This window comes from Catenovulum sediminis, from assembly GCF_007289895.1.
Classification (GTDB): domain Bacteria; phylum Pseudomonadota; class Gammaproteobacteria; order Enterobacterales; family Alteromonadaceae; genus Catenovulum; species Catenovulum sediminis.
The window spans coordinates 3,305,497-3,322,788 of the sequence record NZ_CP041660.1 but is presented as its reverse complement, the minus strand read 5'-3'; the positions used below and the strand labels follow the sequence as shown (position 1 = coordinate 3,322,788).

Genomic DNA, 17,292 nt, shown 5'->3' with positions numbered 1-17,292 from the left:
TTGTTCTCTTTATAATCCAAGTGCCTGATGCACCAATTCTTTTTGTTGCTTGTTGTGCACGGCTAAATAACCAACAGCAGGTGATGCAGAAGCTGTACGACCAACATATTTTAAGCTTGCGCCGGATGGAATAACATCCCAGAAATGATGTTGGCTACAATACCAAGCACCCTGGTTTTGAGGTTCTTCCTGACACCAGACAAAACTTTTAACGTGCGAGTACTTCTCCATAACCGCTTCCATTTCCTTTTGAGGGAAAGGATACAATTGTTCTAAACGAATAATTGCAACATTTTTAAGTTCTTCTTTGTTTCTAGCGTCATACAGGTCGTAATAGACTTTACCACTACACATCACAACGCGATCGACTTTTTCAACATCTTGATTATCGATTTCATCAATAACGTTGTGGTAAACACCAGAAGACAGCTCTTCTAATGTCGAAGTCGCAAGCGGGTGACGCAACAATGATTTCGGCGACATCACAACCAATGGTCTGCGCATCGGTCGCAATGACTGACGGCGGATCATGTTAAACACCTGAGCTGGCGTGGTAGGCACACAAACCTGCATATTATGATCTGCACATAATTGTAAGAAACGTTCCAATCTAGCAGATGAATGCTCAGGTCCTTGGCCTTCGTAGCCATGTGGAAGTAACAATGTTAAACCACATAAACGCCCCCACTTGTGTTCACCAGAACATAAGAATTGATCGATTACTACCTGGGCGCCATTAGCAAAATCACCAAACTGCGCTTCCCAGATTGTTAAGGTTTTAGGCTCTGCAGTTGCGTAACCATATTCGAAAGCCAGCACAGCTTCTTCAGACAACACTGAGTCGTAGATTTCAATCGGTGCCTGATCTTCTTTAATGTTTTGTAACGGCATATAAGTTGATGCATCACGCTGATTATGGATCACAGCATGACGGTGGAAGAACGTCCCACGACCACAATCCTGACCGGTTAAACGAATGCGATTGCCTTGTTCCACCAAGTCTGCATATGCCAACGTCTCAGCAAAACCCCAATCCAGCGCTTTTTCACCTGCAGCCATTAATGCTCTGTCTTGGTAAACCTTTTTAACACGCGAGTGCGGCACAACATCTTCCGGATATGAACTCACCGATTTCGCCAAGGTTTTTAAACGCTCAACTGAAATTTCATGATCGTATTCAATATCCCAGTCATGACCAAGGTATGGACGCCAATCAACTGAATGCTCCATCATGGGTCGCCACTCTTCGACAACACAGGCACCATGATCAAGCGCAGAACGATACTCTTCAACGGCACGATCAGCATCTTGTTCACTCAGTTGCTTCTCGCCAATCAACTGTTGTGCATAGATTTGACGCGGAACCGGATGTTTTTTGATTTTTTGGTACATAAGCGGCTGAGTTGCACTTGGCTCATCTGCTTCGTTATGTCCGTGTCGGCGATAACAGACTAAATCAATCACCACATCACGTTTAAATTTGTTTCTAAAGTCTAACGCTACTTGTGTGGCAAAAATAACCGCTTCCGGATCATCAGAGTTCACGTGGAAAATCGGTGCCTGAACCATTTTCGCAATATCAGTACAATACTGAGTTGAGCGCGTATCTTTTGGATTTGAAGTTGTAAAACCAACTTGGTTGTTAACAACAATTCGAACCGTGCCACCGACTGAATAAGCACGTGTTTGCGAAAGGTTAAAGGTTTCTTGTACAACCCCTTGGCCGGCAATTGCAGAGTCACCATGAATGGTAATTGGCAAGGCTAATGAACCATCGTTACAATTGCGTCGGTCCATACGGGCTCGCACAGAGCCCATTACAACTGGGTTTACAATTTCTAGATGCGAAGGGTTAAACGCCAGCGCTAAGTGAACATTGCCACCCGGTGTTGCAAAGTCTGATGAATAACCCATATGGTATTTAACGTCACCAGAACCTAAAGTTTCATCATGCTTACCAGAAAATTCATCAAATAATACTGATGGGTTTTTACCTAATACATTGACCAGCACATTTAAACGACCTCGGTGTGCCATACCAATGACAACTTCTTTTGAGCCTTGCTCACCTGCACGGCTAATCAAAGATTTCAACATAGGTATTAATGCGTCAGCGCCTTCTAATGAGAAGCGTTTTGCACCGGGAAATTTACTCCCCAGATATTTTTCTAGGCCGTCAGCAGCAACAAGTTCTTTGTACAGTTTAAGCTTTTGAGCTTGGTCAAGTTCAGGTTTACACTGCACTGATTCCAAACGATTTTGTAACCAGCGTTTTTCTTCAGTTGAAGTGATATACATATATTCCGCACCAACCGAGCCACAGTAGGTACGTACAAGAAGGCTTTGTATATCTTTTAATTTCAGTGTTTCACTATTAACCGCAAGAGAACCTACATTAAAAGGCTTATCTAAATCGTCTTGTGTCAGTTCATGGTAACTTAATTCAAGATCACGAACGCGCTCTTGCTTCCACAAACCAAGTGGATCTAGGTTGGCATGTTGATGGCCTCTAAAACGATAGGCATTAATAAGTTGCAGAACTTTAACTTGTTTAGTATCAGAGGTGACTTGTGGAACGATAACTTGACCACGGTGTGCTTTTTTTGCTGCTAGTTTGAAATCTTCACGAATATCGGAGTGTTTCGATTCAACTTCTACACCTTCAACTTGAGGCAACTGATCGAACAATGCTCGCCATTCGTCACCAACACTTTGAGGATTATCAAGATACTGTTCGTACAGCTCTTCAATATATGTGGCATTTCCGCCGGCAAATTGAGAAGACTCAAGCCAGGCTTTCATTGTGCCTTCGTGCATCGTATTTTTCCTTTCCCGCTTAATTATTATTTACGGACTTATTCTTTATAAAAAAATAGCCATTCTCGCAACAAGAACGGCTATTCAGAAGTCAGATTAACCTTGGATAATAAGGTTAGCGTCTAAACAGCCTTATTTAAAAGCATCGATTTAATTTTACCGATAGCTTTCGTCGGGTTGAGCCCCTTAGGACACACATTAACGCAATTCATAATGCCATGACAGCGGAAAACGCTAAATGCATCATCTAAATCAGCAAGTCGCTCATCTTTAGCACCGTCACGTGAATCGGCTAAAAACCGATATGCATGCAACAAGCCTGCTGGCCCGACAAATTTATCTGGATTCCACCAAAATGATGGGCATGAAGTTGAACAACATGCACACAAAATACATTCGTATAAGCCATCCAACTTTTCCCGCTCTTCCGGTGATTGTAAAAATTCTCTCGCCGGAATGTTTTTCGGGTCTGGTATTAAGTAAGGCTTAACTTTTTCGTATTGTGTATAAAATTGAGTCATATCCACTACCAAGTCTCGAACAACCGGCAAACCAGGTAAAGGACGAATTACAATTTTGCGCGCTTTTAAATGTGATAATGGTGTAATACACGCCAAGCCATTTTTACCATTCATGTTGACACCGTCAGAACCACATACGCCTTCACGGCACGAGCGTCTAAACGATAGAGTTGGATCTTGCTCTTTTAATAATAAAAGCGCATCCAAAACCATGATGTCCTGACCGTCTTCAAGATCTAACTCATAATCTTGCATACGCGGTTTTGTATCAACATCCGGGTTGTAGCGATAAATTGAAAATATCTGTTTCATCTTTTTTGCTACCTGCCTTAATAAGTACGAACTTTCGGTGGAAATGCTTCACGCAATTTCGGCTGCATGTTTACTTCACGTTTAATCATAGATTCGGATTCTGGCTGATAAAGTGAATGGCATAACCAGTTTTCATCATCGCGATCTGGGAAATCGAAACGGCTATGTGCGCCGCGACTTTCAGTTCTATAATTCGCCGCGACAGCGGTAGCAAACGCAGTTTCCATCAAGTTATCAAGCTCTAAACACTCGATACGCTGAGTATTAAATTCAGAACTGGTGTCATCTAAGCGCGCTGTTTTTAAACGCTCACGAATTTCTTTTAATTCGCTTAAACCTTGAGCCATTGCATCCCCTTCTCTAAATACAGAGAAGTTCAGCTGCATACACTGCTGTAAATCTTTCTTGATTTGCACTGGATCTTCACCTGATCGCGTGCTTTCCCAGCGATTGAAGCGAGAAAGTGAAGATTCAAGGTCACTTTCAGAAGCATCACGCACGCCATAATCATTCAACGCATCACCGAGATACAAGCCAGTTGCACGACCAAAAACAACTAAGTCAAGTAACGAGTTACCACCTAAGCGGTTCGCACCATGCACAGATACACAAGCAATTTCACCACAAGCATAAAGACCGTCGATCAATTGTTCTTTACCGTTTGCATCAAAGCTCAGCGCCTGACCATTAACGTTGGTTGGAATTCCCCCCATCATATAGTGACAGGTTGGGATAACTGGAATCGGCTCTTTAACCGGATCAATATGCGCGAAAGTACGGGATAATTCACAAATACCCGGTAACCGGCTTTCTAAAACTTCAGCACCTAAGTGGTCTAGCTTCAATTTGATATGAGTGCCCCAAGGACCTTCACAGCCACGGCCTTCACGAATTTCTGTCATCATTGAACGCGCAACAACATCACGACCCGCTAAATCTTTTGCGTTCGGTGCGTAACGTTCCATAAAACGCTCGCCATCTTTATTTAGAAGATAACCACCTTCACCACGACAACCTTCTGTTACGAGTACCCCCGCACCTGCAATCCCAGTTGGGTGGAATTGCCACATTTCCATATCTTGCACAGGCACACCTGCACGTAGTGCCATACCAACGCCATCACCGGTATTAATGTGTGCATTAGTTGTCGATGCAAAAATTCGACCTGCACCACCGGTTGCTAATACAGTCGCTTTCGATTTGAAATAAACAACTTCACCGGTTTCCATATCAATTGCGGTACAACCAACAACCGCGCCATCTTGGTTTTTCACCAAATCAAGGGCATACCATTCACTGAACACTGTTGTTTTGTTTTTGACGTTTTGTTGGTACAACAAATGTAATAGTGCATGACCGGTTCTGTCTGCTGCGGCTGCAGTTCTCGCGGCCTGTTCGCCACCAAAGTTTTTAGACTGACCACCGAACGGACGCTGATAAACTCTACCATTTTCAAAACGTGAAAACGGCAAGCCCATATTTTCCAGTTCAATAATCGCTTCTGGGCCTGTTTTACACATATACTCAATCGCGTCTTGGTCACCGATATAATCAGAACCTTTAACCGTATCGTACATGTGCCATTCCCAGTTATCATCATGCGCGTTACCTAAAGCAACAGTGATACCACCTTGCGCTGACACTGTATGAGAACGGGTTGGAAATACTTTTGATAATAAAGCACAGGTTTTTCCGGATTGCGAAATTTGCAATGCCGCACGCATACCTGCACCACCTGCGCCGATTACTACGGCATCAAACTCTCTGACAGGAATATTCACTTATACACCCCACAATACAACGATGCCAGTCACTAAGTAAGCAAGCGCGGCGACGTTTAAAACAAATTGCAAAAAGATACGAACAGCGACAGCTTTAACATAGTCTGTTAATACCTGCCATAATCCTATCCAAGCATGAACCAACAAGCTTAATAATGTTATTAAGGTAAATACTTTAACCCAAGTTTGCGCAAACAAATTAACCCAAACGGTATAAGTAACTTGCGGTGTAGATAGAAAAAAACCAACCATAAATAAAGCGTAGGCCGTTAATATAATTGCGCTCGCGCGAATTAAGATAAAGTCGTGAACACCGCTACGACCTAAAGTTGCTGCATTTGTTACCATAACCATACTCCTGCCAATACTGAACATATAACAGTAAGAACAATGGTCAGTTGTGCACTTAAAGCGCCTGACTCAATTTCTTCCCAAAAGCCGAAATCCATTACAAGGTGACGTAAGCCGCCTAATAAGTGATAACTTAACGCAGTTAATATGCCCCAATAAATAAATTTGGCGAAATAACCGGATGACCAGTCTTGAACAAATTCAAAACCGGACTGAGAAGATAACGAAACCGATAACAACCACATTAGAATGCCCATGGCAAAAAACATAATTACACCGGTTATACGATGGAGGATGGAAGCAATTGCGCTAGCCGGAAAGCTAATCGTGTTTAGCTCCAAGTTGACTGGTCTTTGCTTGTTCACGAGTTTACCCACTTAGTTTGCGTATTATTGTGATTAGAAGTTACATGTTGCAAGGCGAAAACTTAAATTTATAAATTCGATAATGCAGATTCACATCAACTATTTAGCTATTTAAGTCTGTCGTTTATCCCCTACGGCTTAATTGTAACAACATTAGTTTAAAAAATAAGAGTTTGCGATTTTATACAGCATTTTTTTTTAGCTAGTTCATTTTTTTAATGAATTAAACGCATTTTCAGAATGAATGCAATTAAGATTGGGCATACACGGCATTTACGCTAACATTAACTCGATAATATTTGACCTGTTTGCAGTACAACTCGATATGAGTTTACAAGTCGACGCTATGAAGACTCAAAATAACAGGTTACAATGCCAAAAAGTAATAAATAGATACTTTTATAGGGCTTTAAGTTGAAATAACTTAAATTTCTGTATATTGACTGTTAAGGTCATAATCAAGTATTAATAATTAACTAAACCTGTCACATGACTTGCTCGAAAGGAGAAATTCTATGGCTGACAAGAAAGCCATCCTCAATATTGACGGACAAGAAGTTGAATTACCCGTCCTATCAGGCACAATGGGCCAGGATGTCATCGATGTCCGTTCACTAGGTAAGTATGGTCATTTCACATTTGACCCTGGCTTTTTAGCTACCGGTTCTTGTGAATCAGCTATCACATTTATTGACGGCGCAAATGGTGTACTGTTGCACCGTGGTTATCCAATTGACGAGTTGGCAACCAAAGCAGATTATCTAGAAGTTTGTTATTTGTTGTTGCACGGCAATGCACCAAGCGAATCAGAGTATAAAGAGTTTGTTGATACCATTAACAGACATACTATGGTTCATGAAGGCATTGAGTTTTTCTTCCGCGGTTTCCGCAGAGATGCCCATCCAATGGCAATGTTGTGTGGTACAGTGGGTGCTTTGTCTTCTTTCTATCACAGAGATTTGGACATTACAGACCCAGCCCAACGTGTTCGCTGCGCCACGCGTTTAGTTGCTAAGCTGCCAACCATAGCGGCAATGTGTTACAAATATAGCATCGGTCAGAAATTTGTTTGTCCGCAAAATCATTTAAGCTATTCTGAAAACTTCTTGAACATGATGTTTTCAGTACCCGCTGAAGAGTGCAAAATTGAACCTGCAGTGGTTCGTGCAATGGATAAAATCTTTACTTTGCACGCAGATCATGAACAAAACGCATCAACCTCTACCGTTAGATTAGCTGGTTCTTCAGGTGCAAATCCCTACGCATGTATTGCAGCTGGTATTGCTTCTCTTTGGGGTCCAGCTCATGGTGGTGCCAATGAAGCTTGCTTAACTATGTTGGAAGAAATCGGTTCAGTTGACCGCATTGACGAATACGTAGCCAAAGCAAAAGATAAGAATGACCCGTTCCGTCTAATGGGCTTTGGTCACCGTGTTTATAAAAACTTTGACCCGCGTGCAAAAGTGATGCGCGAAACCTGTCATGAAGTTTTAGATGCTTTAGGCATTAACGATCCATTATTAGACATTGCAATGCGCCTAGAAAAAATCGCATTAGAAGATGAATACTTCATCAGCAAAAAACTATATCCAAATGTAGATTTTTACTCTGGTATCATCCTAAAAGCAATTGGCATTCCAACCAACATGTTTACGGTTATCTTTGCCTTGTCTCGTACAATTGGCTGGATCTCACACTGGCATGAAATGTTGAGCCAGCCGGGTGCAAAAATCGGTCGTCCTCGTCAGTTATATACGGGTGAATTACCGCGCAGCTTCACGCCAATCAATAAAGATTAGTTAATTTTTATTGTATTAAATTTCACAAAGCCCGCGCTTGTCGCGGGCTTTTCTTTTGTATATCCTGCGCGCACGCAATTCTTCATTTCAATGGCACTTTTTTAAGTGAGCAGATTTAGTTACATTTCCAGCATTTTCAAACTTGCTTGGCCCATATGGATCACGCAAGCAATTCAAACCGCAATGGTGACCATCGACTTGTTGATGTCTGCACAAGTCAGTGAAGCGGATATGGCAGCCGTCGGTACCGCTTTATCCATTTGGCACCCTATCTATTTTTTCAGCATGGGGGTAATCATGGTTTTATCTCCATTACTGTCAAAAAGTTACGGTGAGTCCAACTTAACAAAACTGACATATCAATTAGCTCAAGGTATTTGGCTTGCCGGTATTGTATGTATATTTTCATTGGGCGTATTGACGTTAAGCGCACCAATTTTATCTTATTTAAAATTAGCGACACCGTTAATTGTGATTGGCCAAGAATACTTGTTGTATTTAGCGGTTGGCTTACCCTTTATTTGTCTAACCGCAGTATTGCGCTATCTCAATGAAGCTGTTGGGCAAACTAAACCTTTGATGCTGATAAGTTTATGCGGCGTTTTGATTAATATTCCTTTAAACTACCTTTTTATTTATGGCTCGTCTATTACGCCCGCATTTGGTGGTGCCGGATGTGGCATTGCAACCAGCATCGTAAATATCCTGATACTGATCGCATTGTGGCAATATAGTCGCAAAGGCGAATATACTCAGAAGATTCTCGCATTATTCCGTTTTTCTCCCTTGGAGATCCGTGAAATTATCTTGCAACTCAAAATAGGTGTCCCCATAGGTTTAACGATTTTTATGGAAATCGCATTGTTTGCTGCAATAGCGTTGGCAATAGCAACCCATGGTACCAGTGCTGCAGCAGCGCATCAGATCGCGTTAAATGTCACGACAAATTTTTACATGATCCCACTGAGTATCGGCATGGCAACAACCGTGTTAATTGGACAAAACGTCGGACGCAATAAACCTCTGGATGCAAAAACGGTCGCCTATTCCGCTATATCAATGGCTTTTATCTTTGCAACCTGCTCATGTGCACTCATTTATTTAAGCAGACCTTGGCTTATCCCCTACTTTTCTGACGATCCACAAGTGTTCGCTATTGCCAGTTTATTGCTGTTTTGGGCCGCTGTTTTTCAATACCCAGATGCCCTGCAAACAGTTATATCTTCATCATTACGGGGTTATGCAGATACACAAAAACCGATGTATTTTGTTTTATTTGCCTACTGGTGTGTGGGTTTCCCGTACGGTTATATTGTCGGCGAAACGGATTGGTTAGTTGCCCCACAAGGTGTTTCTGCTTATTGGCAAGGTTTATTGATCAGTTTAAGCAGTGCAGCCGTATTATTAACGGTGCGTTTGTTTTACTTTTGGAATAAACAATGCAAAGTAAAGTCGATTTGATTTATAGGTTATTGATATTACTTATATGCTGTCAGCTGGCAGCCTGCTTTGATACGCCGTTGGAAAATGAATGGGCGGAATATCCAAATCGCGTTCATAACCTAGTTACAAAAATAACGGATACCGCGAAAAATAGGCCGCCTTACTCGCTTAATGACAACCAGCTTGACTTTGAGTCAACTGCAATTCAACAACCAGAGTCACTCACAATTCCATTTACACAAGCTCTATCAATAAATGCTTGCAACATGCAACAGTATATCGGTGAGCGCAATAGCTCACTGGGCAAAGTTCATTCGCACGATAGTCGACTGGTTTATGAACTTAGGTTTTTACGAGAGTTATTAAATTGCCGTGACATTGAATATCCAGCCTCACAGACACAACAACAAATACTGCAAGAGATTAAAAAACATAAACAACAGCAATGGCCCAATCAACTCAGCTATTTTTTAGCACATTCAAAACAATCAAATGCAATATTAAGGCGCCATGCAAAATTATTAGAACATGATAATATCGGATTTGCTGCTAGCAAAAATTATCTTCAGGCCCTCTTTGAAATTTCTAAAACACAGCCTCAGGCGATAACCGATGCAAATATAGAAAAATTTGAACGTTCTATCGCACAATTTAAACAGAATAAATTTATCGCCCGGCTATTTTACACATTGGAGTTGACCCAATATCAATTAACAACGGCAGCCGAATCGATTAATGAATTGACCAACTTAAAGCCCTGTAAGAAAACCCACAAGCCGTTAGAAGTCGTCTATTTGAATAATGTTTTAATAAAATACTACGGCCAAGTATTACAACCCCACTTAACCTATTTACAACGAGTGTATAAAGAGTTAGTCCCATTGATAGAATCAATCTGGCAGGCCCCGGCCATTCAGCAGCAAGCATTTGCAGCAAGATATCTAACTACGGCAGCAGGTTCAGTTTATCAAGATTTTGAAAATGCCGTAAATTCACACACAAAAAGTTGGCAAAAGTTGTTAGCTCAATGCCAAATGTCGCCAAGTGTTCAAAATTAAAGCAAACAAACAAAAATTGAAAAATAAACCTTGCCAACCGTGAATGGAATAAGTAAGATTCGCGCCGTTGTTTAGACAACGCCGCAAAATGTACGACCGTAGCTCAGCTGGTTAGAGCACTACCTTGACATGGTAGGGGTCGGTGGTTCGAGTCCACTCGGTCGTACCAATTCTAAAGGCCTTCTGCGCCGCTGAAAACCCTATAAATTTTTTCTACAATCGTTCTACAAACGATCTGCAAACACGATTTCGCTATTCTATACCAACCACAATTAACGTCTCAAAATCTTAAACACATCTAATAAATTGATTAGTTAGAATAGCCACTTAATTTATCTCAAGCATAAAGTCGCTGGTATTGTTTATAGCAAGAAGACCTGCGCCAACCAATTAACAAACAAAAAATCATATACAAACCACATTTTTTATATACAATAATTCATAATTTAAATACAAAATTGCAATACTGCATGCATTAATTTAATGCGAGTTGATAATGAATGAGATAAAAAATAAATTTTGGTTAAAGCTAATTGTAACTATAAGTGCCTGTGCTAGCGTTCTAACTGGTTGTGTATCTCCTAACAGCTTGATTCATGAAAAATCAGCTAAGGCGAAAGCATTCCCCAATATCTTATTTATTTATACAGATGATCAAGCGCCTTGGGCGATAGGTAGTTCTGGTAATCAACAGGCAATTACACCCAATATGGATTTATTAGCAGCTCAAGGCATGTCTTTTCCCAATGCCTATACGACAACCCCTGTTTGTAGCCCATCTAGAGCCGGGTTATTAACCTCTAAATATGGGTATGAGTTAGGTATAGATGATTGGATTAATACGCACTATAAATCAATTACACGCCAAGAGCCTGACCTAGGTTTAGATACAAGTTACCTCACTTGGCCGGAACTATTACAACAACAGGGTTATTACACAGGCCTTATCGGTAAATGGCACTTAGGCGAACTAGATAAATATCACCCGACTAAACATGGTTATAACGAATTTACCGGTTTTAGAGCAGGTGGTATAAAAACCCAGAACCCACCACTTGAAGTTAATGGTACGCTTGCACATCATGATGGTTTAACCGTTGATATTTTAACCGACTACGCTTTAGATTTTCTGGCTAACAATAAAAACCAAAAATTCGCCCTATCCCTTCACTATCGTGCGCCTCATACCAATTGGTTACCTGTCGCCGCTGAGGACATGGCGCCCTATAAAGACTTAGAAATGCAAATCCCTAACCCGCACTACCCTAATTTAGATATCGCACGGGTAAAAAGCATGATGCGTGACTATTTGGCAAGTGTGCGTGGTATAGATCGCAATTTAGGGCGAATTTTAAATCAACTCGAAGTGTTAGGTTTAACTGAAAACACCCTAGTGATTTTCACATCCGATCATGGTTACAACATGGGACACAATGGTATTTGGCACAAAGGTAACGGGCACTGGGTATTAAAAGACAACACAAATCCAATACCCAATATTCCAGCAGATCAAAGACCTAACATGTACGATAATTCAATTAAAGTGCCCGCCATAATTCGCTGGCCCGGGGTTATAGAAGCGGGTAGTAAAAATGCTTCAAGCATATCAAATTTAGATTGGTATCCGACTCTGGTTGAAATTGCAGGCGGTAAAGTGCCAGAAGAGGCTAAAGTGCGTGGTCAAAGCTTTGTCGCTGGCTTGTTAGACAAAAACCAAATAATTAAAACTGACTATTATGCAGCTTACAGCACACTTCACCAATCAGTGACAGGGATGCGTATGTATAGCGACGGCCAATACAAGTTAATCAAAGACTATGTAAATAAAGGTCGCGACGAATTTTATGATTTAATCAACGACCCGGCAGAATCAAACAACTTAATTGCAACGGCTAACCCTGATTATCAAATCGTTATCAATCAATTTGACGATATTATTTTCAACAAAATGTTAGCAACCAACGATCCTTTATTAAAACAATTTTTTGGAGAACAATAACAATGAGCTGCAAGAAGTTATTGGTTTACCTATTGATTCTATTGGCGACATTCACATTTAAACTGCATGCAGTTGGTGAAAATTTACACCATCAACATGCCTTACCCTCCAATTTAGCTGATCATAATATTGTCGAATCAGATTTCAGCAAAGCACTCAAAAAAGGTAAACGTATTTTACAAGCAGAAAACTGGAATGTATGGGGCGCCTCTCCGATAGTCGGTGATGATGGGAAAATTCATGTGTTTTATTCGCGCTGGCGTGGTACGCATAGCCGCTGGTTGAGTCATAGTGAAATCGCACATGCGGTCGCGGATAAACCAGAAGGTCCCTACACTGTTCTTGGCACAGTGTTAACAGGACGAGGCGGAAATAAATGGGATGCCGACACCATACACAACCCGACTATCCAAAAAGTGGGTGATAAATATGCGCTGTTTTTCATTGGTAATAATTTAAAAGACGCCAGCAAATATGATGGTCATCATGCGTCTACCCAAAGAATTGGCCTTGCCTTATCGGATAGTTTATACGGACCATTTATTCGAGTGGGTGAAGATCCTATTTTGGAGATCAGCAAAGATAAAAAACAATGGGATAGCTATTTAACGACGAATCCAGCTTTGTTGTTGCATCCAAATGGTGAATACTGGTTGTATTACAAGGCTTGGGATAGATACAACGACCAAATGCGGAAAATGGGTGTTGCGATTGCCAATCATATTGAAGGACCTTACATCAAACATGAGAAAAATCCGCTCGTCAGCTTTTCACACTTAAAGCGCCAGGTCGAAGATGCATATGTGTTTATTCACCATAACAAATTCTATATGGTCATGCGTGATATGGGTGTTATTCATCCCCATGTTGGATTAATACTCGAATCGGATGACGGCATTAACTGGTCAGAACCTATGTTAGGTTACAGAACAAGCGTCGAATATATAAATGAAGAAAAAGTTGAACGGATGGAGCGACCACAAATCTTGTTTCAAAACGGAAAACCGACCCACCTATTTTTAGCCTTGATGGGCGGAAAATATAACACCTCTTCAGCTTTCATTGTTGAAATTGACCAAAGCAAGTTTTAAAGCACTGGCTATGCAATAAGGGGGTTGCTCAATACACAGGCAAAAGGCGATTGCTCAACAAAGCAACCGCCTTTCAAGTGAAACTAAACTACAGTCACATTTTTAATAACATTGCCCTGACCACTCACCCCTTAATGAAGTGGTGTTGCTAATAAAGCGATATCACTATCATTTAGGGTTGAGTTAAACACTTTAAATTCATCTATATATCCATTAAATGGTAAATCTGGCCAATAGTTAACGCCTAACGCAAATGTTGCGCTTTGAGCGCTAAATATATCGCCAATACCATTCCAAGAAGCGCTTTCGACACCATTAATATAAATTCGTGCCATGCCGTTATCAACGGTAAAAGCGACATGAGTCCATTGCGCGGTTGCAAGTGGTGCGGTCTGTGTATTAAACCAATTGCCCTGATTAAAACTCCATAAGGTTGTACCTCCATCCCACCAGTTTTGCGGCAAAAAGCTTAACCATTGTTCGCTATTATTCGCAGCAAAAAACATCGGAGTATGGACAGAAGTTGAGTTAGGATTCACCCAAAATGAAACACTGTATTGATAATTATCAATCAGCCCATTTGGTAAAGCAATTCCAGTACTACCGTCCAACCATATCGCTTGTCCTTGAATGCCAGTTGCATAGTTTTCGTTCCCCCCTTCAGCACCAATCATTGGGCCAATCACTGCAGCGTCACTGAACCCACCTGTTACTTCAGACAAATGATTGTCAAAAGTATAATGCGCTGAAGCGATTGGTGGTGCGCCCAGTGATTTTATTAGCACCTCAAAATCACGGGTCATATCTTCGCCAGCCAACGATACAGTGGCTGTTAAGGTCACCGTTTTATCCGGCTTCCCTACCGCTGGAAGAGTCACAACACCTTGGTTTGTAATAGATGCGGTATCAGAGCTTTGCCAACTAATAATGGCAGAAAAATCACCCGCAACTGGCAGTGTTAAATCATGGCTTACATTATCTAAACTGCCTAACTCTATTTGCCCTGCTACTAGTGATAATAGCTCTGAATTTGAGCGTTGTTCTATATCCAGTGCGATTATTTCTGCTTGCGACAAACTGGCATCATAAACGGTAAATTGATCAATCAAACCGTTAAAGGGTAAATCCCAATAATTAACACCCAATACAAAAGTTCCGTCGTTGGAGGAAAACAAATCTGTGATTTCGCCACCAGAAAATTTGTTAATGCCATCTATATATAGATTCACTGAGCCCTGATTAACTGAAAACGCAATATGCGTCCATTGATTATCTGGCATACGCTCACCGGCAGTACCATCAAACCAGGCTTCGCCGCTCCACAACATGGTGTTACCATCCCAACTTTGCGGTAAAAAGCTTAACCAAGCACTGGGTGAAGTTGACGCAAAAAACGCAGTTGTAAACGCATTTATCTGAGTTGGATTCAACCAAAAAGAAACCGTATATTCGTAACTACCGATCAAGCCACTCGGAAGCTGAACACCCGACGAACCATCTAAAAACAAAGCCTGCCCCTGAATGCCATTTTCAAACGCGAGGTTGCCACCTTCTAAACCTATTTTGTCCGCTAACATAGTCGCATCAGAAAATTGACCAAAGCTGTCGCTTAAATTATTTTCAAAACTAAACTGAGCGACTCGGTTGTAAACACTACGTGCTTTCACCGTAATCATAAATTGCTTTTCGACTTGCCTTCCCAATATGTCAATCGTTGCGGTTAGCGTGACCACTGCGTCAGCTTCACCTGCGGCCGGTCGTGTTACCTTGCCGTCTACCGAAATCACGTTTGGCTGTGAACTATGCCAACGAATATTGGCAGCTCGCGTTGCACGCGTGGGTAAATGTATTCGGTTGGTTTTAATAATTGAATCATAATTAAGTGCAGCAACAATCGAGTCTATAATCTGATCGGTCGTTTTATCTGTTAACTTCGACCCCCATATTGAAATTCCGTCGCTTGAAAGTGCTGTAAACGCTGGGACTAACTGCTGAGTTTGATCATTATACTGCCATTGAATGACACCGTTAAATGTCCCACCCGTAAAACCGGGCTGACTGTTAAGTTGCAAACCTATATAATTAGGGTTTACAGCCGAGACAAAATAACTGCCTGTATACTCACCACTGACTTTACCATCGGCTGTCAAGCTTATATAAACTGACTGTTTAGCCTTACTATTGGTATCCAGTTCATGATTAATAAATCGATAGTCGCCTACTAAATCTTGTTCATTTACTTGGGTCTCTCCATTAATAGGTACATAACGATGCGGTGATGCGACTAACCAGTCATCTTCATTAATGAACATTTCATGTACACGTATAGCGTGCGCCTCTCCACGATCGGGAAACCGCGTATGTGTGATTAATAAATGTTTTCCACTGCTCTCATCATAATATGCAGAATTATGCCCTGGCGCTAAATAACCTTGATCCTCGCCTTCATCACCTACTTCGGCAACAAAAGTAAAACCGCCCATAAGTTTAACACCGTGTTCTTGAGGATCACCCCATACATCCGCCATGTTAAAACCTTTAGCGTCGAAAAACGGCCCATTTGGATTACGCGAGCGAGAGATACGCATGTTGTATCCACCATCAGAATTAAAACCACCAAGCGATGTGAACAAATAATAATAATCACTTACAGGGCTATACAACATATATGAACCTTCATTTGCATAAAAGTTACCGCCGGTTAATCTTGTACCATATCCTTGACCGGTTTTTGGTTTCGCTGTTGTTTCATCCATTTCAAGTACCCATATTCCGCCAAAATGCGAGCCGTATATCATCCACAAACCACCGTTTTTGTCATAAAAAACGTCAGGGTCAATCGCATTCGGCATTTGTCCATCAATATAATGCTCTACACCATCTGGTAAATCTGCTGCAGTCACACTGCTTAGTGTGCCAGATTTAAGAAAAATCCCTTTATCAACGTACGGACCTTCAATATTATCAGAGACTGCCACGCCTAAATAAGAATGTGGCATGTTGCAATCTCCCGATGCAGGGTTAGCACAATGGTTATAATAAAAATAGAATTTACCATCATTTAATTGAATCACATCAGAGGCCCAAGAACCGACATGCCCACCAGTCCATGCAACCGCTTCGGGTAAAGCTTGTGCATAACTTGGAGAGAATAAAATCCCGTTGGTAAAGTTATCTCCTGGGTTAAGCGCTTGCCAGTGCATTAAATCAGTTGTTTTAGCAGCAGCAAGGTGAGAGCCAAAAACATAATATGTATTGTCAACTTTAATCACTGAGGGATCATGCACGCCAAAATCATTAAAAGTAATTGATTGACGATCAACACTTGGGCGGGCGTTGATAATTTTTAATGCTTGTAATTGTGCAGAGTAAGAAAACATCCCCCGTTTGCGCTCAAACACTATACGCACAGCTGCACTGATATCAGATATTTCAAAGTAAGGCTGACCTTGCTCATCAAACCCATCTGCATTCAGCACTGCATGACTGTTATCAACAACGACAAGACGCAATGGATCAGCTAACTCAATATTGCTGTCTGCAACCAACTGGTTATCGGTATAATAACCCGTTCCGCGTAAATAAAATCGGCGGCCTTTTTCAATACTAACAGATTCTAATTCAATCCATTTAGCGTCTCCTGCAACAGCATAATTACTGTATGTGAAGAGGCAGGCTATGGCCAATAAGAGTGCGATGATGGATAAATGGTTTGCCATATAATGGGCCAATAAACGTTTCAATATCATATTCAT

General features: G+C 41.3%; 11 protein-coding genes and 1 tRNA gene. 6 read left to right on the top strand and 6 right to left on the bottom strand.

All coding sequences use genetic code 11. The features are described 5' to 3' along the window. Positions 1 to 9: 9 nt before the first annotated feature. The 5 genes from sucA to sdhC all read right to left on the bottom strand — a co-directional run bounded on the left by sucA (position 10) and on the right by sdhC (position 6,147). Positions 10 to 2,817, bottom strand: coding sequence for a 2-oxoglutarate dehydrogenase E1 component (gene sucA / locus FNT16_RS14190; RefSeq protein WP_143872186.1), 2,808 nt, complete (start codon positions 2,815 to 2,817; stop codon positions 10 to 12). 122 nt (positions 2,818 to 2,939) lie between these two features. Continuing rightward, positions 2,940 to 3,650 carry a succinate dehydrogenase iron-sulfur subunit gene (locus FNT16_RS14185; protein WP_143872185.1) on the bottom strand — a complete coding sequence of 237 codons (711 nt, stop codon included), beginning with the start codon at positions 3,648 to 3,650 and terminating at the stop codon, positions 2,940 to 2,942. Positions 3,651 to 3,667: 17 nt separating this feature from the next. Beyond that, positions 3,668 to 5,431 (bottom strand): succinate dehydrogenase flavoprotein subunit, encoded by a 1,764-nt coding sequence (gene sdhA / locus FNT16_RS14180; protein WP_143872184.1) that lies wholly within the window; start codon positions 5,429 to 5,431, stop codon positions 3,668 to 3,670. Then, a complete protein-coding gene (gene sdhD, locus FNT16_RS14175) occupies positions 5,432 to 5,779 on the bottom strand; it encodes a succinate dehydrogenase, hydrophobic membrane anchor protein (protein ID WP_143872183.1) in 348 nt (115 codons plus the stop codon). Further along, positions 5,773 to 6,147 (bottom strand): succinate dehydrogenase, cytochrome b556 subunit, encoded by a 375-nt coding sequence (sdhC, locus tag FNT16_RS14170; protein WP_221935033.1) that lies wholly within the window; start codon positions 6,145 to 6,147, stop codon positions 5,773 to 5,775. Before sdhC ends, sdhD begins: the two co-directional genes overlap by 7 nt. A 515-nt stretch (positions 6,148 to 6,662) precedes the next feature. Here sdhC and gltA point away from each other — a divergent pair. The 6 genes from gltA to FNT16_RS14140 all read left to right on the top strand — a co-directional run bounded on the left by gltA (position 6,663) and on the right by FNT16_RS14140 (position 13,537). Next, entirely contained in the window at positions 6,663 to 7,946 is a 1,284-nt protein-coding gene (gene gltA / locus FNT16_RS14165; protein ID WP_143872181.1) for a citrate synthase, read from the top strand. Between the two features lie 105 nt (positions 7,947 to 8,051). Further along, on the top strand, positions 8,052 to 9,407 hold the full coding sequence (locus FNT16_RS14160; RefSeq protein WP_246072233.1) for an MATE family efflux transporter: 1,356 nt from the start codon (positions 8,052 to 8,054) through the stop codon (positions 9,405 to 9,407). Continuing rightward, positions 9,386 to 10,447, top strand: a complete 1,062-nt coding sequence (locus tag FNT16_RS14155) for a DUF3080 family protein (protein ID WP_143872180.1) — start codon at positions 9,386 to 9,388, stop codon at positions 10,445 to 10,447. The genes FNT16_RS14160 and FNT16_RS14155 overlap by 22 nt, the downstream gene beginning before the upstream one ends. 92 nt (positions 10,448 to 10,539) lie before the next feature. Beyond that, positions 10,540 to 10,616 (top strand) — tRNA-Val (locus FNT16_RS14150). 327 nt (positions 10,617 to 10,943) lie between these two features. Continuing rightward, complete coding sequence (locus FNT16_RS14145) at positions 10,944 to 12,446, top strand: sulfatase family protein (RefSeq protein ID WP_143872179.1); 1,503 nt, start codon at positions 10,944 to 10,946, stop codon at positions 12,444 to 12,446. A 2-nt stretch (positions 12,447 to 12,448) separates the two neighbouring features. Continuing rightward, positions 12,449 to 13,537, top strand: coding sequence for a glycoside hydrolase family protein (locus tag FNT16_RS14140; RefSeq protein ID WP_221935032.1), 1,089 nt, complete (start codon positions 12,449 to 12,451; stop codon positions 13,535 to 13,537). 131 nt (positions 13,538 to 13,668) lie between these two features. Here the strand turns inward: FNT16_RS14140 and FNT16_RS14135 are convergent, their stop codons facing one another. After that, on the bottom strand, positions 13,669 to 17,292 hold the full coding sequence (locus FNT16_RS14135; protein ID WP_143872178.1) for a LamG-like jellyroll fold domain-containing protein: 3,624 nt from the start codon (positions 17,290 to 17,292) through the stop codon (positions 13,669 to 13,671).